Origin of the sequence: Pseudomonas sp. HR96, assembly GCF_034059295.1 — a bacterium.
Taxonomy (GTDB): domain Bacteria; phylum Pseudomonadota; class Gammaproteobacteria; order Pseudomonadales; family Pseudomonadaceae; genus Aquipseudomonas.
Genome location: NZ_CP139141.1, coordinates 3,614,665 through 3,636,172 on the forward strand (window position 1 = coordinate 3,614,665; position 21,508 = coordinate 3,636,172).

General features: G+C 65.4%; 18 protein-coding genes. 10 read left to right on the forward strand and 8 right to left on the reverse strand.

All coding sequences use genetic code 11. The features are described from left to right. Nucleotides 1-37 precede the first annotated feature (37 nt). Nucleotides 38-1,057, reverse strand: coding sequence for a phosphate ABC transporter substrate-binding protein PstS (gene pstS, locus SFA35_RS16190; protein WP_320571556.1), 1,020 nt, complete (start codon nt 1,055-1,057; stop codon nt 38-40). Between the two features lie 310 nt (nt 1,058-1,367). Between pstS and SFA35_RS16195 the strand changes: the two genes are divergently transcribed. After that, a complete protein-coding gene (locus SFA35_RS16195; RefSeq protein WP_320579067.1) occupies nt 1,368-2,963 on the forward strand; it encodes a methyl-accepting chemotaxis protein in 1,596 nt (531 codons plus the stop codon). 135 nt (nt 2,964-3,098) lie between these two features. On the opposite strand, the gene SFA35_RS16200 is transcribed toward SFA35_RS16195, so the two are convergent. Both SFA35_RS16200 and SFA35_RS16205 read right to left on the reverse strand, forming a co-directional pair. Beyond that, nucleotides 3,099-4,346, reverse strand: coding sequence for a Gfo/Idh/MocA family oxidoreductase (locus SFA35_RS16200; protein ID WP_320571557.1), 1,248 nt, complete (start codon nt 4,344-4,346; stop codon nt 3,099-3,101). 48 nt (nt 4,347-4,394) lie between these two features. Beyond that, nucleotides 4,395-5,042 carry a YoaK family protein gene (locus tag SFA35_RS16205; protein ID WP_320571558.1) on the reverse strand — a complete coding sequence of 216 codons (648 nt, stop codon included), beginning with the start codon at nt 5,040-5,042 and terminating at the stop codon, nt 4,395-4,397. Nucleotides 5,043-5,218: 176 nt separating this feature from the next. Here SFA35_RS16205 and SFA35_RS16210 point away from each other — a divergent pair, with 176 nt between their 5' ends. Then, complete coding sequence (locus SFA35_RS16210; RefSeq protein WP_320571559.1) at nt 5,219-6,445, forward strand: N-acetylmuramoyl-L-alanine amidase; 1,227 nt, start codon at nt 5,219-5,221, stop codon at nt 6,443-6,445. 12 nt (nt 6,446-6,457) lie between these two features. On the opposite strand, the gene SFA35_RS16215 is transcribed toward SFA35_RS16210, so the two are convergent. Next, nucleotides 6,458-7,828 (reverse strand): gluconate:H+ symporter, encoded by a 1,371-nt coding sequence (locus SFA35_RS16215; RefSeq protein WP_320571560.1) that lies wholly within the window; start codon nt 7,826-7,828, stop codon nt 6,458-6,460. Nucleotides 7,829-8,021: 193 nt separating this feature from the next. Here SFA35_RS16215 and SFA35_RS16220 point away from each other — a divergent pair, with 193 nt between their 5' ends. The 4 genes from SFA35_RS16220 (at nt 8,022) to SFA35_RS16235 (ending at nt 13,669) form a co-directional block, all read left to right on the forward strand. Beyond that, on the forward strand, nt 8,022-9,128 hold the full coding sequence (locus tag SFA35_RS16220; protein ID WP_320571561.1) for a Gfo/Idh/MocA family oxidoreductase: 1,107 nt from the start codon (nt 8,022-8,024) through the stop codon (nt 9,126-9,128). A 419-nt stretch (nt 9,129-9,547) separates the two neighbouring features. Beyond that, complete coding sequence (locus SFA35_RS16225) at nt 9,548-11,131, forward strand: aldehyde dehydrogenase (NADP(+)) (RefSeq protein ID WP_320571562.1); 1,584 nt, start codon at nt 9,548-9,550, stop codon at nt 11,129-11,131. Between the two features lie 198 nt (nt 11,132-11,329). Next, nucleotides 11,330-12,550 (forward strand): HD-GYP domain-containing protein, encoded by a 1,221-nt coding sequence (locus SFA35_RS16230; RefSeq protein ID WP_320571563.1) that lies wholly within the window; start codon nt 11,330-11,332, stop codon nt 12,548-12,550. Between the two features lie 135 nt (nt 12,551-12,685). Then, nucleotides 12,686-13,669, forward strand: a complete 984-nt coding sequence (locus SFA35_RS16235) for an aldo/keto reductase (protein ID WP_320571564.1) — start codon at nt 12,686-12,688, stop codon at nt 13,667-13,669. A 15-nt stretch (nt 13,670-13,684) separates the two neighbouring features. Here the strand turns inward: SFA35_RS16235 and SFA35_RS16240 are convergent, their stop codons facing one another. Continuing rightward, nucleotides 13,685-14,086 carry a DUF3597 domain-containing protein gene (locus tag SFA35_RS16240; protein WP_320571565.1) on the reverse strand — a complete coding sequence of 134 codons (402 nt, stop codon included), beginning with the start codon at nt 14,084-14,086 and terminating at the stop codon, nt 13,685-13,687. 192 nt (nt 14,087-14,278) lie between these two features. Between SFA35_RS16240 and SFA35_RS16245 the strand changes: the two genes are divergently transcribed. Both SFA35_RS16245 and SFA35_RS16250 read left to right on the forward strand, forming a co-directional pair. Beyond that, a complete protein-coding gene (locus tag SFA35_RS16245; RefSeq protein WP_414058408.1) occupies nt 14,279-15,745 on the forward strand; it encodes a SulP family inorganic anion transporter in 1,467 nt (488 codons plus the stop codon). A gap of 114 nt (nt 15,746-15,859) precedes the next feature. Beyond that, nucleotides 15,860-16,189: a hypothetical protein gene (locus SFA35_RS16250; protein WP_320571566.1), complete on the forward strand. Its 330-nt coding sequence runs from the start codon at nt 15,860-15,862 to the stop codon at nt 16,187-16,189. Nucleotides 16,190-16,283: 94 nt separating this feature from the next. On the opposite strand, the gene SFA35_RS16255 is transcribed toward SFA35_RS16250, so the two are convergent. After that, on the reverse strand, nt 16,284-17,210 hold the full coding sequence (locus tag SFA35_RS16255) for a Gfo/Idh/MocA family oxidoreductase (protein WP_320571567.1): 927 nt from the start codon (nt 17,208-17,210) through the stop codon (nt 16,284-16,286). Between the two features lie 89 nt (nt 17,211-17,299). Beyond that, a complete protein-coding gene (locus SFA35_RS16260) occupies nt 17,300-17,725 on the reverse strand; it encodes a VOC family protein (protein WP_320571568.1) in 426 nt (141 codons plus the stop codon). Between the two features lie 116 nt (nt 17,726-17,841). Between SFA35_RS16260 and SFA35_RS16265 the strand changes: the two genes are divergently transcribed. After that, nucleotides 17,842-18,762, forward strand: coding sequence for a LysR family transcriptional regulator (locus tag SFA35_RS16265; RefSeq protein WP_320571569.1), 921 nt, complete (start codon nt 17,842-17,844; stop codon nt 18,760-18,762). On the opposite strand, the gene treS is transcribed toward SFA35_RS16265, so the two are convergent. Next, nucleotides 18,714-20,780 (reverse strand): maltose alpha-D-glucosyltransferase, encoded by a 2,067-nt coding sequence (gene treS / locus SFA35_RS16270; protein WP_320571570.1) that lies wholly within the window; start codon nt 20,778-20,780, stop codon nt 18,714-18,716. The two genes, SFA35_RS16265 and treS, sit on opposite strands and share 49 nt — an antisense overlap. Nucleotides 20,781-20,940: 160 nt before the next feature. Between treS and SFA35_RS16275 the strand changes: the two genes are divergently transcribed. After that, nucleotides 20,941-21,393: a metallophosphoesterase family protein gene (locus SFA35_RS16275; protein WP_320571571.1), complete on the forward strand. Its 453-nt coding sequence runs from the start codon at nt 20,941-20,943 to the stop codon at nt 21,391-21,393. Nucleotides 21,394-21,508 lie beyond the last annotated feature (115 nt).

The following is a 21,508-nucleotide window of genomic DNA, read 5'->3' on the forward strand; positions in this document are numbered from 1 at the left end:
CAGGCTGTGACCCCGCCCGAGTCCAACGGTGCCGCAATCAGCGCGTGAAGTCAGTCTTCCAGTAGTCTTCGATCTTGCCTACCAGCGACTTGGGCAGTGCCACGTAGTCCAGCGAAGCGGCCTGTTGCTGGCCGTTTTCCAGCGACCACTTGAAGAAGTCGAAGGCCGCAGCGCTTTGCTCGGCGTTCTTGGGCTGCTTGTACATGATGATCCAGGTGGTCGCGGTGATCGGCCAGGCGCCATCGCCCGGGGCGTTGGTCATGATCACGTTGAAGTCCTTGGCGCTGTTCCAGTCGGCGGTGTCGGCAGCCGCCTGGAAGGCCTTGGCGCCCGGCTCGACGAACTTGCCGGCGGCGTTCTTGAGCTCGGTGTGGGACATCTTGTTCTGCATCGCATAGGCATATTCGACGTAGCCGATCGAACCCTTGATCTGCTTGACGTAGGCCGAGATGCCTTCGTTGCCCTTGCCACCGACGCCCACCGGCCATGGCACGGTAGTGCCGAAGCCGATCTTGTCCTTCCACTCGCCGCTGGCCTTGGCCAGGTAGTTGGTGAAGTTGAACGAAGTCCCCGAGCCGTCCGAGCGGTGCACCACGGTGATGGCGGTTTCCGGCAGTTTCAGGTCCGGGTTGAGCTTGACGATAGCCGGGTCGTTCCAGGTCTTGATGGTGCCCATGAAGATCTTCGCCAGGGTCTCGCCGTCGAGCTTCAGCTTGCCCGGTTCCACGCCTTCGACGTTGACCACCGGCACGATGCCGCCCACGACGCTGGGGAACTGGCCCAGGCCACCGGCCTTGAGGTCATCGGCCGACAAGGGCGCGTCGGAGGCGCCGAAGTCCACGGTGGCCGCCTTGATCTGGGCGATACCGCCACCCGAACCGATCGACTGATAGTTGATCTTGTGCGGGGCAGTCTTGCTGTAGTCCTGGGACCATTTCGACAGAACCGGGAACACGAAGCTCGAACCGGCACCGGTGACATCGGTAGCGTGGGCCATGCCGCTCAGAGCGAGCGACGCGAGCAGGATCGACAACCGGGTTTTAGTCAGCATTTTCAAGGTCTTGTCTCATCGATTCGAAATTAGTGTGGCATGCCACAGCGGTGACCGGGCCAATCTAACGGGGCAATGATGTCAGTTTGATAACAGTCGATGAATTTTTCTTCAGCCGGGGTGTACGACCTGGCTGTCAAAAAAACCGGCGTCAATTAAGCGATGTCATAAAGACATCACACAATTGCCTTATAAACACCGCATCTCCGTTTCGTCGCCCGGTGTCCCCGTGAAATTGCCCAAGCCCTTGTCTTTCCTGCGGCGCCAACGCCGCCCCGCCCGCCTGTGGCTGCGCCGCCTGGGTATTCCCGCGCGCATGGTGCTGTGCTTTTCCATCGCCGCACTGCTGCTGGGCGGCCTGGGCGGTTTCTGCCTGTGGCAGATGCAGGTCATCCGCCAGCAGGGCAGCGTCATCGAGAGCGGCGCGCTGCCGAGCATCGCCACCGCCGACGCCATCGCCATCGCCCTGGGCAAACTGCGCGGTGAAGGCCTGCGCCTGATCGTCGGCGCCGACGACCCCAGTGGCGTGGTCACCAGCAAGATCAACATCGGCCAGCTCAAGGACGAAGTCGACGCCCACTTCAAGACCTACCTGGCGCGGGTCAGCGACGGCACCGAGCAGGATTCCATCCGCGCCTTGCAGGCCGCCTATGAAACTTTCATGAGCGGCCTGCACGACGAAGTCGGCTTGATCGAACAGCAGCAACTGCCCGCAGCGCGCGCACTGTCGGACAGCACCCTGTCGATGCAGGGCGACCTGATGGACATGCAGGTGCAACTGCTGCGCGAGCTGAACAAGCAGACCGCCAGCGGCGCCGTGGACAGCGCCGGGGCGCGCTATCAGCAGGCCCGCAGCATCGCCCTGGGCGCCATTGCCGCCGCCTTGCTGCTGATCGTACTGCTGGCCTGGCGCCTGAGCGTCAGCATCATTCGCCCGCTGCGCGAGGCCTTGCAGATTGCCGGCACCATCGCCGACGGCGACCTCAGCCAGGCCGTGGTCGCCAGCGGCCGCGACGAAACCACCGACCTGTTGAACATGCTCGGGCGCATGCGCGGCAACCTGCATGGCACGGTCGGCCAGATCAACGCGGCGGCCGACCAGTTGAGCCATTCGGTGCAACAAATGGGCTCGATCGCCGAAGCCAGTGCGCAGAACCTGCAATACCAGAACGACGAGATCGAGCAGGCCGCCCTGGCCGTCACCCAGATGACTCAGGCTGCGGGTGACGTGGCCTTCAATGCCAATGACACCTCGGCGCAGTCGCAGGCCTCCAACGATGCCGCCAGCCTTGGCCAGGGCAAGCTTGGCGAGACCATCGTCTCGATCCGCAAGCTGGCCGACCGGGTGCTGGGCTGCTCGCAGCAGGCCGAAGGCCTGGCCGAGCGCACCCAAAGCATCAGCAAGATCCTCGACGTGATCCGCAGCATCGCCAACCAGACCAACCTGCTGGCGCTCAATGCCGCCATCGAGGCCGCACGCGCCGGTGAGGCCGGCCGCGGCTTCGCCGTGGTGGCCGACGAAGTGCGCTCGCTGGCGCAGCGCACCAGTGCCTCCACCGCCGAGATCGAGACCTTGATCGGTGACGTGCAGACCCGCGCCGAAGGCACTGCCCACGCCTTGCGCAGCACCGCCGAACAGTCCGGCCAGACCCTGGAACAGGCAGCGGGCACCCAGCAGGCGCTGGCGTTGATCATCGACGCCACGGCCAGCATCAACGACCGCAACCTGCTGATCGCCAGCGCCGCCGAGCAGCAGGCGCAGGTGGCCCAGGAGGTCGACCAGAACCTGGGCAGCATCCGCCAGCTGTCGGTGCAGACCGCCGCCACGGCGCAGCAGACCAGCGTGGCGAGCAGCCAACTGGCGCAACTGGCACAGGACCTCAACCTGACCGTGCGCCGGTTCGTGCTCTAGAACTGAATCTCGCAGGTCTGGAGCACGCGGGCGAACGGGCCACCCAGCGTCAGCTTGTGATGGGCGATGATCGCCTGCGCCGTGAGCACCGGCGTGTCCGGGCAGCTGTGGACACCGCCATAGGCACGCTACTGGTCATTGCCTGACCGGGCTGTGCTCACTGGCCCAGTCGATGGCCACCGGCCGGTTTTCCCGCGCCGAGCAATAGATCGCTTCCATCAGCAGGTGGTCCTGCAAGCCCTCCTCGCCCGGCGTGCGTGGCGACTTGCCGTTGAGTATGCAGTCGGCGAAGTGGTCGATCTCAAGGGCGAACTGATTCTTCGCGCCCAGGCGCAGCTCGTCCACAGCTTCGGCCGAGCCGTGCCGGTGCGCGATCCGCAAGCGCTGGCCGCGGTAGGCGAAGGCGTTCTCCAGGTCGAGCTTGCCCAGTTCCAGGTGGATGCGCAGGTCCTTGGACTCATGCGCGCCGTAGCTGGTCGAACAATTGGCTATGGCGCCGCTGGGAAAGCGCAGCATGAAGCTGATGGTTTCCTCGACCTGGGTGTAGCGCGGATCGCCTTGCGGGTTGACCACTTGCGCGTACAACTCTATCGGGTCCTCCCCCAACATGGCCCGCACGCCGTTGAGGCAGTACAGGCCGATGTCCGGCAGCGCACCACCGCCGGCCAGCGCGGCGTTCAGCCGCCACTGGCCGGCCGGCCCCTGGACCTGGGTGTTGCTCGCTTCGATCACCCGCGCCCGACCCAGCTCGCCGGACTGCACCAGGCGCGCCGCCTCCCGATTGAACACTTCATACTGGCAGCGGTAGGCGACCATCAGCTTGACCGCCGCCTGCTCGCAGTCGGCAATCATCTGCCGCGCCTGCTCGGCGTTGTTGGCCATGGGTTTTTCCGACAGCACATGCTTGCCGGCCTTGGCTGCAGCGCGCAGTTGCTCGGCATGCAGGCCGTTGGGGGTCACCAGGTATACCGCCTGCACCTGCGCATTCTCCGCCAGCCGGTTCATTTCGTCATACCCGTAGACCGCCTCGATACCGTACTGCGCAGCTACGGTGCGCGCCTTCTCGGGGCTACCAGAGACCAGCGCCACGGGGCGCGCGAGCTTGCACTCGTTGAAGGCCGGGAGGATCTCGCCCAACGCCAGGCGGCCGAGCCCGACAATCGCGAAGCCGACCCGCTGGGCCGGCGGCAGTGGCGCGGGCAGTGCTGGGTCGGGCTTGTCGGCCATGCCTTTCCAGTTGTCGAACAACACTTGGCCGTTTTCGACACGGCCACGGTCCAGCTCGCTGGGCGGGCGAATGGCGCCGCTGGCGGGCAGGGTCGGGCCCTGGGCAGTGCCCGGGCCTTGCTGGGTAAAAACGGGGTGCGACGTGTCGGCAGCCATGGTCCGCTCCTCTTTTATAGGCAATGACGCTCGATAAGAAATGACAGGTCAAACGACCACGGCGACCTGCTGCGGCCACGCGCACAGGGCATTGACGATGATCAGGCTGGCGATGACCAGCAGCGTCGCTGTGCCGAAGATCGACGTCAGCACGCAGCCGGCCACCGCGCCCAGCAATAGCGCCAGCCAGCGCAGCAGATCGCCTGCGGCTTCGGCCCAGCGCGCGGCAGCCAGGGCGCGGCCAGTCTTGACCAGCACGCCGGTGATGAAGCTGACCCCGGGCTCGCCAGCCAGGGCCTGGTTGAGACAGCCGATAGCGGCGGCGATCAGCGCAACGGTCGCCAGGCTGAAGGATTCGGGCTGCAAGGCTGCGAGCGGCGCAGCGCAGGCCATCAGCACCGCGCTCAGGGTCATCACCAGGGTCGCGCGCCAGTCGCCCACCCGCTGACCCAGCCAGGCAGCGCCGGTAGTGGCCAGCAGAAAAACGCCAAGCACCGCCAGCAAGGGTGCTGTCGACTGCCAACGTCCCTGCAACGCGAACTCGCCGACCCTGGTGGTATTGCCGGTCATGTACACCGCGAGCAATTGCTTGCTGTGCTGGAACACCAGCGCATCGGTGGCACCGGCCAGTGCGATCAATGGCAGTGCCCGGCGCAGGCCGCCCCTGGGGCTCGGCGAAGGCTTTGGATCGGGCATCGGCGCGTGCTCTTCAGTCAGGTCGTGAAAAGTCGACCCGCTGCCGGCGCCAAACGTTCAGGGCGATAGGGGTTGCCCGGCCCAGGCACAGATGAAATTTCGCTCAGGGACTTCCAGACGCCTTGTTATACAGTAACCTTCTGCTCTACCAAACAACGACTTACGGCGGGTTCTTCATGTACAGACGTCGCCTTCTCACCTATCTGCTAGCGGGCGTGGCCTTGCCTGCGCCGCTGCTCGCTCACGCCCAGCAGCAAGTGTTGGCCGCGCGCGGCGCGCGGGTCGGTGACAAATTGCGCGTGGTGCTGGAGCTCAGCGGCCCGGTGCAGTACCAGTCTTTCGAGCTGGGCTCGCCGCCGCGGCTGATCCTCGACCTGCATGGCACCCGGCTGTTGACCGCCCTGCGCGACCCGTCACTGGCCAGCGCGCCGATCAAGGCGATCCGCAGCAGTGCCAGGGGTCCCGGCGACACCCGGGTGGTGCTGGAATTCGACCAGCCGGTGCAGAGCAAGACCTTTCTGCTGCCGCCCGAGGGCGGCAAGGGCCACCGCCTGGTGGTCGATCTGCAGACACAGGCCAGCCCGGCCATCGTCAAGACTGCGCCGCCGGCCGCAGCGGCGGCGACGGCAGTGGCCGAAGAGAAAGCGAGTTCGGTCAAACGCCAGCGCGACATCATCGTGGTGATCGACGCCGGCCACGGCGGCAAGGACCCGGGCGCCATCGGCGGCGGTGGCGAGCAGGAGAAGCACGTGGCGCTGTCCATCGCCCGCCTGCTGGCCCAGCGTATCGATCGGCAGAAGGGTTACAAGGCGCGCCTGGTGCGCAACGACGACATCTTCATTCCGCTGCGCAAGCGGGTCGACGTGGCGCACAAGTACAACGCCGACATGTTCGTCTCGGTCCACGCCGATGCCGCGCCGCGCCTCACCGCATCGGGCGCTTCGGTGTTCGCCCTCTCCGAACACGGCGCGACTTCGGCCATGGCCAGCTACATGGCGCAGCAGGAGAACAGCGCCGACATGCTCGGCAGCCGCCAGCTGCTGACGCTCAAGGACAAGGACCCGATGCTCGCCGACGTCATCCTCGACATGTCGATGAATTCGACCATCAGCGCCAGCCTGGACCTGGGCAACATCGTCCTCGGCCATGTCGGCAAGGTCGCCGGGGTGCATGGCATGCGCGTGGAACAGGCCGGTTTCGCCGTGCTCAAGTCGCCGGACATTCCCTCGATCCTGGTCGAGACCGGCTTCATCTCCAACGCCGGCGACTGCCGCCGGCTGATCGACGGGCGCCACCAGCAGAAGCTGGCCGGGGCGATCTTCGACGGCGTCACCCAGTACTTCAGCCGCAACCCGCCGGAAGGCACCTACCTGGCCGAGGTCAAGGGCAGCTCGCTGGCGTGACGCCGGCCGATATCACCCCAACGCATGCCAAAGCAGCAGGGTGCCCACCAGCCCCACCACCGAGACGATGGTCTGCAGCACCGACCAGACCATGATGGTCTGCTTGAGCTGCAGGCCGAAGTACTCGCGCACCATCCAGAAGCCGGCGTCGTTGACGTGACAGAAGAACACCGAGCCAGCGCCGATGGCCAGCGCCACCAGCGAACTCTGGGTGGCAGCCAGCCCGGCCATCAAGGGCGCGAGGATGCCCGCCGTGGTGGTGGTCGCCACCGTCGCCGATCCGGTGGCCTGGCGCAGCGCCACGGCGATCAGCCAGGCCAGCAGGATGTAAGGCATGTGCGCGCCCTCGGCGACCTTGCTGATGGTCTGGCTGACGCCGGCATCCAGCAGGGTCTGCTTGAGGCCGCCGCCGGCACCTATGGTCAGCAGCAGCACGGCGATCGGCGCCAGGCTTTTACGCAGGGTGTTGCCGACATGCTCGCGGGCCATGCCGTTGGCCCAGCCCAGGCAGATCACCGCAGCGATCACTGCCAGGCCCAGTGCCACCAGCGGTTCGCCGAGGAACTTCAAGGTTTGCGCCACGCCGCTGGCCACTGGCATCGCCACCTTGGCCAGGGTACTGCCGAGCATCAACAGCACGGGCAGCAGGATGATCAGCAGCGACACGGCAAAACTCGGCTGGCGCGGCTGGGTCACCGGCTTGCTGAACAGCTCGCCCAGCTCCGCAGGCGCTTCAATGTGCAGGCGCCGCGAAAGCCAGTTGCCATACAGCGGGCCGGCCAGGATGACCGCTGGAATGGCCAGGCACAGGCCCAGTAACATGGTCAGGCCGAGGTCGGCATGCAGCGCACTCACCGCAATCAACGGGCCCGGGTGCGGTGGCATCAGGGCATGCAGCGTGGTCATGCCGGCCAGCGCCGGAATGGCGATTTTCAACAACGGCTGGCCCGAGCGCCGGGCCATGACAAAGATGATCGGCACCATCATCACCAGGCCGACCTCGAAGAACAGCGGCAGGCCGATGACCATCGCCACCAGGGCCATGACCCACGGCAGGCTGGCGCCCTTGCCCATCTTCAGCAAGGTGGTGGCGATACGGTCGGCCGCCCCCGATTCGGCCATCACTGCGCCCAGCATCGCACCCAGGGCGATGATCATGCCGGCCTCGCCGAGAATGCCGCCGGCACCCTTGCTGAACGCCTTGGCCACTTCTTCGGCGGGCAGCCCGGCGCCAATGCCGGCAATGAAGGTGCCGATCAGAATCGACAGAAACGGCGGCAGGCGAGTGGCGCTGATCAGCACGATAATGGTGGCGATGGCGGCCAGGCAGCAAAGGATCAAGCGGCTGTCATGGGCCATCCAGGCAACGGTTGATGGGTCCACTGGGCACTCCTGTTTGTAGGCGACAAGGCTGCAACATTCAGTTGCAAATCCGCCAGAGCATACCCGATAAACCTGGCACTTTGCCGCATCGCTGCGGCATTCAGTTTGAACTTGCCAGCCGTTTTCCTGCCGACTCTAGAGAGCGACGGTGCGCAACCGTTGATATTCAGAGCACACTCGAGGAGGCTTCGACATGCCGGATGCACAAGGCAAAATTCGTTACGCAGTGGTCGGTGGCGGCTGGATTTCCCAGGGCGCGTTCATGCCCGGCGTGGCCCAGACCCGCAATTCGGTGATGACCGCGCTGGTCACCGGCGACCCGATCAAGGCCGACCGCCTGGCCCAGAAATACGGCCTGAAGAGTTACGCCTATGAAGAGTTCGACACCTTGCTCAAGAGTGGCGAAATCGACGCCGTGTACGTCGCCACCCCGAACTTCCGCCACCGTGAGTTCGCCGAGCCTGCGTTGCTGGCCGGCATCCACGTGTTGCTGGAAAAGCCCATGGCAGCCAGCGAAGAGGACTGCCTGGCAATCAATGCTGCGGCGCGGCAGTCGGGCGCCAAGCTGATGATCGCCTACCGCCTGCATTGCGAGCCGGGCACGGTGGAAATGGTCGACCGCGTGCGCCGCGGCGATATTGGCGACGTGCGTCTGTTCAGCTCGGTGTTCAGCCAGGTCACCAAGCCCTCCAACCACCGCATGCAGAGCGGCTTCTGGGCCGGCCCCGCGACCGACATGGGCCCCTACCCGCTCAATGCGGTGCGCAACCTGTTCGCCAGCGAGCCGGTGCAAGTGCACGCCGTGGCCACTCAGACGCCGGGCCGACCGGTCAACACGCCAGACACGGTCAACGTGACCTTGCGTTTCCCCGAAGAGCGCCTGGCGACCTTTACCGTCAGCTACAGCCTGCCGGCCACCGAGCGCTTCCAGGTGATCGGCGACAAGGGTGAGTTCGAAGCCTCGCCGTGCTTCGGCTTTGGCGAGGGCGTGGGGATCGCCTACCGGGCGACCCTCGACGGCAAGACCCAGGAACACAAGCACCCGGTGGTCGACCATTTTGGTGGCGAAACCGAGTATTTCTCCGATTGCATCCTCAATGACCGCGCCCCCGAGCCGGACGGTGAGGAAGGCTGGCGCGATGTACGCGTGCTGGCGGCCATAGAACGCGCCTTGAGCACCGGCCAGGCCCAGCGCCTCGAGCCACTGCCATCGCGCCGCGGCATCCAGCGCGACCAGGCTCGCAGCCTGCCCCTGGCCAAGGTGCCGGATTATGTGAATACTTCGCAGCCCAATGGGTGAGGTGATCAGCGGCCGCCTTGAGATTCAAGCGCGGCCGCTATCGGCCGCCCGCGGCCTATCGCCAGCTTCGCCGGCTCCTACATTTATTTCGATTTATGTCCATGCAGTGGCATCGCCTATGACCGCTCTTGATGTTCGACGATAGACCGCCAAGCGCCAGGGCGGTCATAGGTGATCTGTCTGGAACGGCACGGTCGAAGCAAATGTGGGAGCCGGCGAAGCTGCCGATAGGCCGCGCGGGCGGCCGGTGGTGGCGATATTGAACCTCTCGCCTTGCACCACCCCAACCCACCCCGGTTGCGCATAACCCTCAAGAGTCGTACGATAACTGACAATAACGGTGCCCAGCACCCGACAACAACAGCCACCCGCTCCATGCCGCCAAGGCACCCGCCCGCATCCCTCACAGGAGATACCTCATGCCCAATGTTCTCGGCCAGAACTTCATCGCCGGCGCTCGCAGCGCGCAAGGCAAGCCCCAGCACAAGAGCCTCGACGCCAGCACCGGCGAAGCGTTGCCGTATGAGTTCTATCAAGCCACCGATGCCGAAATCGATGCCGCCGCCCTGGCCGCCAAGGGCGCCTTTGCCGAGTACCGCCAGCTGAGCCCGGCCCGTCGCGCTGAATTCCTCGACGCCATCGCCAACGAACTGGACGCCCTGGACGATGAGTTCGTCGCCATCGTCTGCCGTGAAACTGCCCTGCCCGCCGGCCGTATCCAGGGCGAGCGTGCGCGCACCAGCGGGCAGATGCGTCTGTTCGCCAAGGTCCTGCGCCGCGGCGATTTCCTCGGCGCGCGCATCGACCTGGCCCTGCCGGACCGCAAGCCGCTGCCGCGTGTCGACCTGCGCCAATACCGCATCGGCGTCGGCCCGATCGCCGTGTTCGGTGCCAGCAACTTTCCACTGGCCTTCTCCACCGCTGGCGGTGACACCGCGTCGGCCCTGGCGGCTGGCTGCCCGGTCGTTTTCAAGGCCCATAGCGGCCACATGGCCACCGCCGACCTGGTGGGCTGCGCGATCATCCGCGCCGCTGAAAGCACCGGCATGCCCAAGGGCGTGTTCAACATGATCTTCGGCAGCGGCGTGGGTGAAGGCCTGGTCAAGCACCCGGCCATCCAGGGTGTCGGCTTCACCGGTTCGCTGCACGGCGGCAACGCCCTGTGCAAATTGGCTGCCGAGCGTCCACAACCGATTCCGGTGTTCGCCGAGATGTCCAGCATCAACCCGGTGATCCTGCTGCCCGACGCCCTCGCCGCCCGCGGCGACACCGTGGCCAAGGACCTGGCAGCTTCCGTGGCCCTGGGTGGCGGCCAGTTCTGCACCAACCCAGGCCTCGTGGTCGGTGTACGGTCGCCAGCCTTCAGCGCCTTCCTCGGCCAGCTGCAGGAACACCTCGGCGCCCAGGCACCGCAGACGCTGCTCAACGCCGGCGGCCTGAAAAGCTATGAAAAAGGCGTCGCCCACCTGCTGGCGCACCCGGGTATCACCCACCTGGCCGGCAATCCGCAGGAAGGCAAGCAAGCGCAATCGCAGCTGTTCAAGGCTGACGTCAGCCTGCTGCTCGAAGGCGACGAGCTGCTGCAGGAAGAAGTCTTCGGCCCGGCGACCATTGTCGTCGAAGTCGCCGACGACGCCGAACTGGAACGTGCCCTGCTGGGCCTGCGCGGCCAGCTGACGGCCACGCTGATCGGCGAGCCGGCGGATCTGCAGAAATATCAGTGGCTGGTGCCGCTGCTGGAGCAGAAGGTCGGGCGAATCCTGGTCAACGGCTACCCAACCGGTGTGGAAGTGTCCGACGCCATGGTTCACGGCGGCCCGTACCCGGCGACGTCCGACGCCCGCGGCACTTCGGTGGGTACCTTCGCCATCGACCGCTTCCTGCGCCCAGTGTGCTATCAGAACTACCCGGATGCGCTGCTCCCCGAGGCGCTGCGCAACGCCAACCCGCTGGGCCTGCAACGCCTGGTCAACGGTGAGTGGAGCAGCCAGCCGATCAACTGACGGCAGCTTGCTGCGCCGCTCGGCGCAAACCTGAAAAAAACGGCGCAGACACCTGTCTGCGCCGTTTTTTTTTCAGCCATACTGCATGGACTGTCCGTCTAGAAATGACCCTAGGGTTCTGTTACCACTAATATTTTTTGGAGTGGCAGGCAAAGCAGTGGCACACTGGCATCAAAGCGTTGCGTCCGAGCGTTCCAGATGATCAAAAAGATAGCCGTCAGTGATCTGCAAGTCGGGATGTTCGTCCACGAATTCGGCGGGGCGTGGCTGGATCACCCCTTCTGGAAGTCGCGCTTCAAGGTTCAGCACAGCGCCGACCTGAACAAGATCCGCGAGTCGGGCATCGGTGAAGTCTTCATCGACACCGAACGCGGCAGCGATGTGCCGAGCAGGCCTGCCGAACGCCCGCCGCTGGCGGCCCAGGTCTGCGCGGCCGTGGACAGGCCGCCGCGGGTGGCGCTGGACGTCGAGGTGTCGCGCGCCTTGAAGATCTGCGGCCGGGCCAAGGACGCCGTGATCAGCATGTTCAACGATGCGCGGATGGGCCAGGCGATCAACGCCCAGGACACCGCCCTCCTGATCGGCGAGATCTCAGCCTCCGTAGAGCGCCATCCGCAGGCCCTGATCAGCCTGTCGCGGCTCAAGACCTCGGACGAATACACCTACATGCATTCGGTGGCGGTGTGCGCGCTGATGGTCGCCCTCGCCCGCCAGCTCGACATGCCCGATGAATGGGTGCGCGAGGCCGGCGTGGCCGGGCTGCTGCACGATATCGGCAAGATGACCATCGACATCGACATCCTGAACAAGCCGGGGCGCCTGACCGACGACGAGTATGGCATCGTCAAGGGCCACCCCGAAGGCGGCCTGCGTATCCTCCAGCAGAGCAAGCTCAACAGCGCCACGGCCATCGACGTGTGCCTGCACCACCACGAGAAATACGACGGCAGCGGCTACCCCTTCGGCCTGGCCGGCGAGCAGATCAGCGTGTTTGCGCGCATGGCGGCGATCTGTGACGTGTACGACGCCATCACCTCCGAGCGCCCGTACAAGAAAGCCTGGGGCCCGGCGCACTCGATCCGCGAGATGGCCACCTGGGCCGGGCACTTCGACGAAAAGATCTTCCAGGCCTTCGTCCGCGCCGTGGGCATCTACCCGATCGGCGCGCTGGTGCGCCTGCACAGCGAACGCATCGGCCTGGTGGTGGAGCAGAACGACAGGCACCTGCTCAAGCCCAAGGTCATGCTGCTGGTGTCGGCACGCACGCGCATGCCGCTGGAGCGCAAGGTGCTGGACCTGGCCAGCTTCACCGCCGAGGACCGCATCATCCGCATCGAGTCGGTCAAGGACTGGGACCTGCACAACCTGGATGAAATCTGGAGCGGCCTGCCCGCGCCGGTACAAGGCTCGCGTTTCTGAGCTGTGCCCTGACGCAAGGCCCGGTGCGCAACGCCGGTCATCGCCGCTGAACCTTCATGTATGCGGCGTTGCCAGTGGTATGTCGATCAACGACTATTCTGCTCCGGCAATGCATGCACGCGAAGGAGGCATTTCATGAAATACGTCAACCTGGGCCGCACCGGCCTGAAGATCTCGCCCATCGCCCTGGGCTGCATGACCTACGGCATTCCCGACCGCGGCAAGCACCCCTGGACGCTCGACGAAGACAGCAGCCGGCCGCTGATTCGTCAGGCGGTGGAGCTGGGCATCAACTTTTTCGACACGGCCAACAGCTACTCGGACGGCACCTCCGAGGAAATCGTTGGCCGCGCGCTGCGGGATTTCGCCCGCCGCGACGAGATCGTCATCGCCACCAAGGTCTACTTCAAGTTCCGCGACGCGCCGAACAACGGCGGCCTGTCGCGCAAGGCGATCTTCCACGAGATCGACAACAGCCTGCGGCGCCTTGGCACCGACTACGTCGACCTGTATCAGATTCACCGGTGGGACTACGAAACGCCTATCGAGGAAACCCTCGAGGCGCTCCACGACGTGGTCAAGGCCGGCAAGGCCCTGCACATCGGCGCTTCATCGATGCACGCCTGGCAGTTCGCCAAGGCCCTGCACACCGCCGAGCGCAACGGCTGGACACGCTTCGTCAGCATGCAGAACCACCTCAACCTGCTCAACCGCGAAGAGGAACGCGACATGCTGCCGCTGTGCCGCGACGCCGGCATCGCCGTGCTGCCGTGGAGCCCGCTGGCCCGCGGCCGGCTGACCCGCGCCTGGGACGAAACCAGCGAGCGTACCCAGACCGACGACTACGGCAAGACCTTGTACCAGGCGCGCACGGCTGACGCCGACCGCCAGGTAGTGGAAGCGGTAGCGCAGATCGCGGCCGAGCGCGGGGTACCCAAGGCGCAGGTGGCACTGGCGTGGGTGCGCCAGGCGCCGGGCGTCACCGCGCCATTGGTGGGAGCTTCCAAGCCGTCGCACCTGACCGACGCGGTGGCGGCATTGGAGCTGGATCTGACCGATGAGGAAGTACAACGCCTGCAGGCGCCCTACATTCCCCATGAGGTGGTCGGTTTCGAGTGAAACTGCGGCGTGCTGTCAGTGCAGGTCAGCTGGCAGCTCGCCGCCATTTTCAGCGATCTTGCGCAGCACTTCCTTGTGCAGCCAGATGTTCATGCTGGCCGAATCCTCGGTCGAACCGCTGTATTTCAGTTCCTTGGCCAGCTCCTGGCGCTTGGTCAGGCCGCTGTCGAGGCCGAGCAGCTTGAGCAGGTCGACAATCGAGGTGCGCCAGTTCAGTTTCTCGGGGTTATTGCTGGCCAGGCCGTCAAGCTTGGCGGCGACATCGACGCTGCTGACGGCCTGCGTAGCGCTGCTGGCTGGAGCCCCGGCGCTCGGCGCATCGGCGGTGGGCGTTGTCGGCGCGGGGGCTGGCTGGGCGGACGCATCGGTGTGGGGGCCGATGCCGAGTTTCTCCAGAATGGCTGAAAACAGGCTCATGGTTGTGCTCCGTTGAATGGCAGTGAGGACCAGGTCGGTCCTAAGGGATGACCCTGCCAGGGCCCGAGCGTTCAGGTTGTGTGCTGACTGATTGGCAACATCCTGGGGCCGCTTGCCACTTCCTTTACGCCGCCGCTGGCACATCCTGATAAGATGCTGGCCCTTAGCTGGCTATCGAAGTTGATCCAACGCATGTCTCTTTCCCTGTCCCTCCCGCAGATCCGCAGCAACGTGCTGGCCGGGCTGACCTCCTCGTTCGCCCTGGTGCCCGAATGCATCGCCTTCGCCCTGGTGGCCCAGCTCAACCCGCTGATGGGGCTGTACGGTGCCTTCATCATCTGCACCCTGACCGCTCTGTTCGGCGGCCGCCCGGCGATGATCTCCGGCGCTGCGGGCTCCATGGCGGTGGTCATCGTCGCCCTGGTGGTGCAGCACGGCGTGCAGTACCTGCTGGCGACCACGGTGCTGGGCGGGCTGATCATGCTGCTCTTCGGCCTGCTGCGCCTGGGCAAGCTGGTGCGCATGGTGCCGCACCCGGTGATGCTCGGCTTCGTCAACGGCCTGGCGATCATCATTGCCTGGTCGCAGCTGGAGCACTTCCACGACGCCCAGGGCGCCTGGCTGCGCGGCTCGGCCTTGTGGGTCATGCTCGGCCTGGTGCTGCTGACCATGCTGATCGTCTACGTCCTGCCGCGCCTGACCCGCGCGGTGCCGGCGGCGCTGGTAGCGATCGTCGGCGTCAGCCTGCTGGTGGCCTGGCTCGACCTGCCCACGCGCACCCTGGCCGACATGGCGGCCATCGCCGGCAACCTGCCGACCCTGCACCTGCCCCAGGTGCCGCTGACCCTGCAAACCCTGCAGATCATCCTGCCCTACGCCGCCTTGATGGCCATGGTCGGCCTGCTGGAAACCCTGTTGACCTTCAACCTCACCGACGAAATCACCGAGACCCGTGGCCAGCCCAACCGCGAGTGCATGGCGCTGGGTGCGGCGAATATCCTGTCGGGGTTGTTCGGCGGCATGGGCGGCTGCGCCATGATCGGCCAGACCGTGATCAATCTCAGCTCCGGCGGGCGCGGACGGCTGTCCGGGGTGGTCAGCGGGGTGATGATCCTGCTGTTCATTCTGTTCCTGTCGCCCATGATCGAGCGCATTCCGCTGGCGGCGCTGGCCGGGGTGATGTTCGTGGTCGCCCAGCAGACCTTTGCCTGGGGATCCTTGCGGGTGCTGGGCAAGGTGCCGCTGACCGACGCCCTGGTGATTGTCGCCGTGACCCTGGTCACCGTGTGCACCGACCTGGCCACGGCGGTGCTGTGTGGCATCGTCATCGCCGCGCTGGCCTTTGCCTGGCAGCATGCCCTGGACCTGCGTAGCGACAGCGCCACCGACCCTGACGGGGTCAAGACCTACAGCCCCCACGGCACACTGTTCTTCGCCTCGACCACGCGCTTTCAGGCGCTGTTCGATGCCCAGCAGGACCCCGCGCAGGTGGTGGTCGATTGCCGCGCCCTGCACGTGATGGACCATTCGGCGATTGCCGCGCTGGAGACCCTGAGCGAGCGCTATCAGAAGGCCGGCAAGCGTCTGGAGTTGGTCGGCCTGTCCGCGCGCAACCGGGCGTTGCTGGAGAAGGCCGCCACGCGGATTCCGTTCCAATAAAGTCTCCCAATAGACTCATTCCACAGGCTCATGGCCGTTCGTCGGGCCATGGGCACTGCCTGAGCGCCCCAACACACCAATATCAGGTAACGACCCATCCATTGGAGACGTACCATGATCAAGCACAAACTGACGGTATTGGCCCTGTCGGGCCTGCTGGCAGCGACCTCGCTGGCGAGCTTCGCCGGCACTGCCGCCCCTGACAGCATGCAACCTGGCACCAAGGGTGAAATGAGCAACGCCAACAGCGGCTCCACCGTGAACGGCACCAGTTCCAGCGCCACTGGTGGCGGCAACATGGGCACCGGCGCCGGCAGCACCACCAGCGGCAGCAGCATCAGCGGCTCCAGTGGCAGCGGTGCAGGCGGCAGCGGCACCGGTGGCGGCGCGGGTGGCAGCGGCGGCGCAGCGGGTGGTGGCGGTTCAGGTGGTGGTGGCAAATAAGCCATAGCCTGACTTATAAAAGCCCGGGGGCTTTGCCCCCTCCCACGATCAATGTGAGAGGGGGCAAAGTCCCCGAGTTTTTGCTTTGTGCGGCCTAATCCTCGAAAGCCCCCACCACTTCCCTGCCCCCCACAAAAAAACTGTCAGCCACAATGCGCAATGGCTGCAGGTCGACATCGCTTGCCCCATCCCTGACCAACCGCTGGAAGTGCCGATACACCGCCGCATACTCCCCTTCCGGAGCCACCGGCTGGGCCACGCCATCGACACTGAGCAGCGCCCCGCCTTGCTCCAGGCGCAGCACGTCGCCCTGGGCCTTGATCTCGATCTGCCAGAGTTCTTCCTGGCCATGGTCCCAGTCGAACTCGGCGCGCACGTTCAAGCCGTTGCTGTCGGTCATCTGCACATCGGCCGCAATCGGCGCCTGGCGGTTGGCAGGGAAACGCAGCGCGGCGGCCTCGACGAACAGGCTCTCGGGCAACAGGTAACTCAGGATCGACAGCGCATTGATGCCCGGGTCGAATACCCCGAGCCCCCCCGGCTGCCAGATCCACTGCTGTCCGGGGTGCCATTTGCGCACGTCTTCCTTCCAGTCGACCTTGACGCTGTCCAGTTCGCGCTCGGCCAGCCAGTCGCGGGCCGCTTCCACCCCGGGGGCGAAGCGCGAGTGCCAGGCGAACAGGCAACTGACGCCCTGCTCACGTGCCTGCTCGACCAGCGCCATGGCCTCGCCCAAAGTAGCGCAAGGCGGTTTCTCGACCAGCACATGCTTGCCTGCAATCAGCGCCTGGCTGACCTGGGCGTAACGGCCCTGCGGGGGCGTGCAGAACGCCACGGCATCCAGTGTCGGCCCCTGCTCGAGCATCTCGGCCAGCGAGCGGAAATTTTCCACCCCAGGGCAAGGCTCGCCCAAGGTGGCCACGGCCAGCAGCTCGAACGCCGAATTGGCACGGATCGCCGGCACATGTTGGTCTTGCGCGATCTTCCCGTAACCTACCAGTCCCAGACGAATCGGACGCATGCTGAACTCCTGTGCTTGTCATTTTTGTAGGGCTCTAGGATTTGCACAGGCTTTATAGCAGCAATCGGCCGATCAGTTGTGGGCGCTGTTCACTTGGCGAACAGCTGGCTCATGTCCTTGAAGGCCTTGAACTCCAGCGCGTTGCCGCAGGGGTCATAGAGAAACATGGTGGCCTGCTCGCCGACCTGGCCCTTGAAGCGGATATAGGGTTCGATGACAAAGCGCGTGCCCAGCCGTTGCAGGCGCTCGGCCAGCGCCTCCCACTGCTCCCAGTGCAGGATGATGCCGAAGTGCGGCACGGGTACGTCATGACCGTCCACCGCATTGGTGCCAGCGTGGGCCTGGGAGTCGGTCTGCGGATGCTCGTGAATCACCAACTGGTGCCCGTAGAAATCGAAATCCACCCAGTGCTCGCTGGAGCGGCCTTCGGGCAGGTTGAACACCTCGCCGTAGAAGCGCCGGGCAGCGGCCAAGTCGTGAACAGGGATAGCGAGGTGAAAGGGCGAAAGGCTCATAGGAGGTCCAGTGCGGGTTGGGTAAGGGTGGCGCAGATATTGAGCCAAGGTATCTTTTGCGTAAAACGGATATATTTTCGCCCGAGCAATAAAATTATTCATTGATTGGCGACCCCATGATCCGTGAAATGAAAACCCTGTTGAGCGTGGCCCAGCTGGGCACCTTTGTCGCTGCCGGCAACCGCGTCGGCTTGACCCAGTCGGCGGTCAGCGCGCAGATGCGCAGCCTGGAGCAAGCCGTGGGCACGCCACTGTTCGAACGCACCGGACGCACCGCCACCCTCAACGCGGCCGGCCAGCGCGCGGTGCGCATGGCGACCGAGATCCTGCAGATCTACGAGCGCCTGTGTACCCCCGAGCAACCGGACGGCTACCACGGCAGCCTGACCCTGGGCGCCATCGCCAGCGCCCAGACCGGCATGCTGCCTGCAGCCCTGGTGCACCTGCGCGAAACCGCGCCGCAGGTGCAGACCAAACTGGTGCCGGGAGTGTCTTTGAACCTGCTCAGTGCGGTGGACGCGGGCGAACTGGACCTGGCGATCATGATCCGCCCGCCGTTTGCCGTGCCCAAGGAGCTGCGCGTCGAGCTGCTGGCCCAGGAGCCCTTCGTGCTGATCTGCCCGCTCGACCTGCCCGGCGACGACCCCCTGCAACTGCTGCGCGACCAGCCGCTGGTGCGCTACGACCGCCACTCTTTCGGCGGCCGGCTGGTCAGCAACTTTTTGCGCGAACAGCGCATCGAAGCCCGCGCCGGGCTGGAGCTCGATGAACTGGATGCGATCGTGCGCATGGTAGCTGCGGGCCTGGGCGTTTCACTGATCCCCCGCGCCGGCTTGTGGTTGCAGCAGCCGGCGCGGGTGCGGGTGCTGGAACTGGGGCCACTGACCTTTCATCGCGAGCTGGTGCTGGTGCTGCGCCATGCCCAGCACCGGCAGCCCTTGATCCAGCTGTTCCGCCAGTGCCTGGGCGGCACCGGCGAGACCGCCGATCAGATCGGCGGCGACGCGCTGACCACCCGCAGGCACAGCCCCTCGTAGGGATCCAAGCTGATGGTGAAATGGCCGTCCTCGGTGAGGTCGCCCTCGACCCGCTCGTTGATGATATCGACCACCGGGCCCGGCGCGATGCCGGGCAGGTTGAGGGTCTCCACCAGCGCCTCGTTGCCGAAGTTCAGCGCGGTGATCTGCGTGCCTTTGCCGGCAGGAAGCTCGTGCACCATGATCAGCAGCGCCGGGTGTTCGACGTCGGGAATCAGGATCTGCCGGCTGGCGGCGATGTCGTAGGCGCGGCGCACGGCAAGGATCTTCTTCAGCTGGCTGGCGAAGGAGTCGCTGCGTTGCAGCTGGCTGACCAGGCTGCCGTATAGGCTCTTGGGCCTGGGCATGCCGCCGGCCGAGTGCTCGGCCTCGGGGTCGAGCTCGGCCAGGTCGTAGGCACCACGGTGAATCCAGCGGGTATCGCCGTCGCCCATCAGATGCGCGACCTGCTCGGCCGGCAGCGTCAGCGCCCCCACCAGGTCCCAGCCGGACAAGGCGAACACCCCCGGCTGCATGGCGTTGTACATCACCAGCAGCAAGTGGATGTGCTGGATTTGCTTGATGTCGGCCTCGGTGATCGCCTCCAGGTCGCGAATGCCCAGGGCCGCCGTGATGATGCTGGCGGTGGTGCAGGAGACGCCGTTGGTGACGAACTTGAGGTTGTACGGGGCGTGCTCGCCGGCCAGGCGCTCGTACATCTCCTCGCGGATGTGCTCGCGCAGGATGTTGCCGGGGAAGGTCTGGCCCTTGTACAGGTACTGGTCGTGGGCGTGCAGGGTCCAGAAGTGCACCAGCTCCAGGGTCAGCTCGTCATGGTTCTGCAGGGCATGAATCAACGAAGCCGGGTCGATGCCAAAGGTGTGCACCTGGCGCAGCATCATGCGCAGGAACTCGGTGCGCCCGGTGAGCAAGGCGTGCTGGTAGGCCGGCCGGGTGATGAAGTCGTAGGACAGGTCGGCGCCGCCATGGGACATCGAGGCGATGTCGTCGATGGTCAGGTTCAGTTCCTGGAAGCTGAAGCCGCCGGCCTTGCGGATCGCGCCGCCGAGCAGCTGATTGCCGACAACCGACAGCGGGTGGCTCTCCGACCACGCCGGGCCCTCGGCACGTCGTTCGACGCCGAGAAAGCCGTTGGCGTCCAGGCGCAGGATGCGCGCGCCCATGATGTCGATCGAATGCAGGGCGTCGCCGATGATCATCTGCTGGGCGTTGAAGGTCGGGTCGAGCCAGTTCAATGACGGCTGACCTTCCTTGAAGTAGTGCAGGTAGACCCAGCGGCGCAGCTTGCCGTCGACCCCTTCGATGACCGGGGTCACGCTCCAGTCGGTCTCCTTGACGCCGGGCTCGAAGAAGATCACCCGCTGCAGCTGGCCGACGATGTAGTGCTTGTCCTTGAGCTGGTCGACCACCTCGGGCGGCAGGTTGCGCGCGTCGCGGCCTTCAGCGACCTCAGGCAACAGCGGCCAGTCCTCTTCCTTGATCTCGACCATGTGGAACAGCCCGGGGTAATCCTCGTAGCCGAGCTCGGCCAGGCGGAAGTCCGCGCCCTTGCCGGTGTGCGACGGAATCGCGTCGTCGATCACCACGGCGTTGTGCGCCGCAGCGATGCGCGACAGGTTGAGCATCTCGGTTTCGCTGCCCAGGTCCGGGTCGATATCGAAGCTCATGCGGTCGAAGTTACCGTCCACGCTGGGCGTGCGTTCACGCCCGCGCAGCCCACCGGACAACTTGAGCGGGCCGTTGTGGATGCCCTGGATGCCCACTTCCGACAGCGCGTGCCACAGCGTCTCATCCCCCAGTGCCTGCAACACCGACTCGCCGGGGCGAGTGACGATGGAGGCCGGATAGGCAGTGAACCACACCGAGGCAATCGCCGAAGCGTCCCGTGGGCGCGACTGCGCATAGGGCCGCTGCCACAAGCGCGCCTGCCCGGCATAGAGCTTGGCGCGCTGCTTGGCAGCGTTGAGCATCGACTGGTCGACCAGCCATTGAATGTATTCCTTGTCCGGTTTCGCCATGATCGTCAAACACCCCTTGGCTTATAGTCTGAGGTTAAGAGTGCGACGAGCGGCGTTCGTTGCATCGAAACCGAACCCCTCCCCGGCCAGACGCTGTCAAACGTGGGAGCGGGCATAGCCCGCGATTTTTCAGCGGCGCCGCCAACTCTAGAGGACTTTCATGAAAATCGGCCTGATCTCCGACACCCACGGCCTCCTGCGGCCCGAGGCACTCGACGCCCTGCGCGGCTGTGACCATCTGGTGCATGCCGGCGACATTGGCAAGCCGCACATCCTCGAGGCCCTGCGCGAGCTGGCGCCGCTGACCGTGGTGCGCGGCAACAACGACCCGCAGGAGCACTGGCCGGGCGTTGCCGTCGAGCAGCACCTCAGGCTTGGCGAGATGGGTCTGTACGTCACCCATGAGCTGGCCGACGTGCCCGAAATCCTGCCACCGGGCACCGACGTCGTCATCACCGGCCATTCCCACAAACCGCTCGAACAACGGCGCCACGGCGTGCTCTTCGTCAACCCCGGCAGCGCCGGCCCGCGCCGCTTCAAGTTGCCGATCAGCGTGGCACTGCTGCACGTCGAGGGCCGCCAGCTGCGCGTGGAGTTCGTTCATCTGCTCTGAGCAAGCTTCATGGAACCCTGCCGCCCCCGTGCGGACCAATCTAGAGACCCCCGGCCTGCCCCCTGCCACTTTGCCTGAACGCCACCGGCTGCCAGGCATAGCCCAGAGCCCCGAC

What these genes read in the sequence shown, in the direction of transcription:
- SFA35_RS16195 (WP_320579067.1), top strand. Translation starts at nt 1,368, where the DNA reads ATGGTGCTGTGCTTTTCCATCGCCGCACTGCTGCTGGGCGGCCTGGGC.
- SFA35_RS16200 (WP_320571557.1), bottom strand. Translation starts at nt 4,346, where the DNA reads ATGGCTGCCGACACGTCGCACCCCGTTTTTACCCAGCAAGGCCCGGGC.
- SFA35_RS16205 (WP_320571558.1), bottom strand. Translation starts at nt 5,042, where the DNA reads ATGCCCGATCCAAAGCCTTCGCCGAGCCCCAGGGGCGGCCTGCGCCGG.
- SFA35_RS16210 (WP_320571559.1), top strand. Translation starts at nt 5,219, where the DNA reads ATGTACAGACGTCGCCTTCTCACCTATCTGCTAGCGGGCGTGGCCTTG.
- SFA35_RS16220 (WP_320571561.1), top strand. Translation starts at nt 8,022, where the DNA reads ATGCCGGATGCACAAGGCAAAATTCGTTACGCAGTGGTCGGTGGCGGC.
- SFA35_RS16225 (WP_320571562.1), top strand. Translation starts at nt 9,548, where the DNA reads ATGCCCAATGTTCTCGGCCAGAACTTCATCGCCGGCGCTCGCAGCGCG.
- SFA35_RS16230 (WP_320571563.1), top strand. Translation starts at nt 11,330, where the DNA reads ATGATCAAAAAGATAGCCGTCAGTGATCTGCAAGTCGGGATGTTCGTC.
- SFA35_RS16235 (WP_320571564.1), top strand. Translation starts at nt 12,686, where the DNA reads ATGAAATACGTCAACCTGGGCCGCACCGGCCTGAAGATCTCGCCCATC.
- SFA35_RS16240 (WP_320571565.1), bottom strand. Translation starts at nt 14,086, where the DNA reads ATGAGCCTGTTTTCAGCCATTCTGGAGAAACTCGGCATCGGCCCCCAC.
- SFA35_RS16245 (WP_414058408.1), top strand. Translation starts at nt 14,279, where the DNA reads ATGTCTCTTTCCCTGTCCCTCCCGCAGATCCGCAGCAACGTGCTGGCC.
- SFA35_RS16250 (WP_320571566.1), top strand. Translation starts at nt 15,860, where the DNA reads ATGATCAAGCACAAACTGACGGTATTGGCCCTGTCGGGCCTGCTGGCA.
- SFA35_RS16255 (WP_320571567.1), bottom strand. Translation starts at nt 17,210, where the DNA reads ATGCGTCCGATTCGTCTGGGACTGGTAGGTTACGGGAAGATCGCGCAA.
- SFA35_RS16260 (WP_320571568.1), bottom strand. Translation starts at nt 17,725, where the DNA reads ATGAGCCTTTCGCCCTTTCACCTCGCTATCCCTGTTCACGACTTGGCC.
- SFA35_RS16265 (WP_320571569.1), top strand. Translation starts at nt 17,842, where the DNA reads ATGATCCGTGAAATGAAAACCCTGTTGAGCGTGGCCCAGCTGGGCACC.
- treS (WP_320571570.1), bottom strand. Translation starts at nt 20,780, where the DNA reads ATGGCGAAACCGGACAAGGAATACATTCAATGGCTGGTCGACCAGTCG.
- SFA35_RS16275 (WP_320571571.1), top strand. Translation starts at nt 20,941, where the DNA reads ATGAAAATCGGCCTGATCTCCGACACCCACGGCCTCCTGCGGCCCGAG.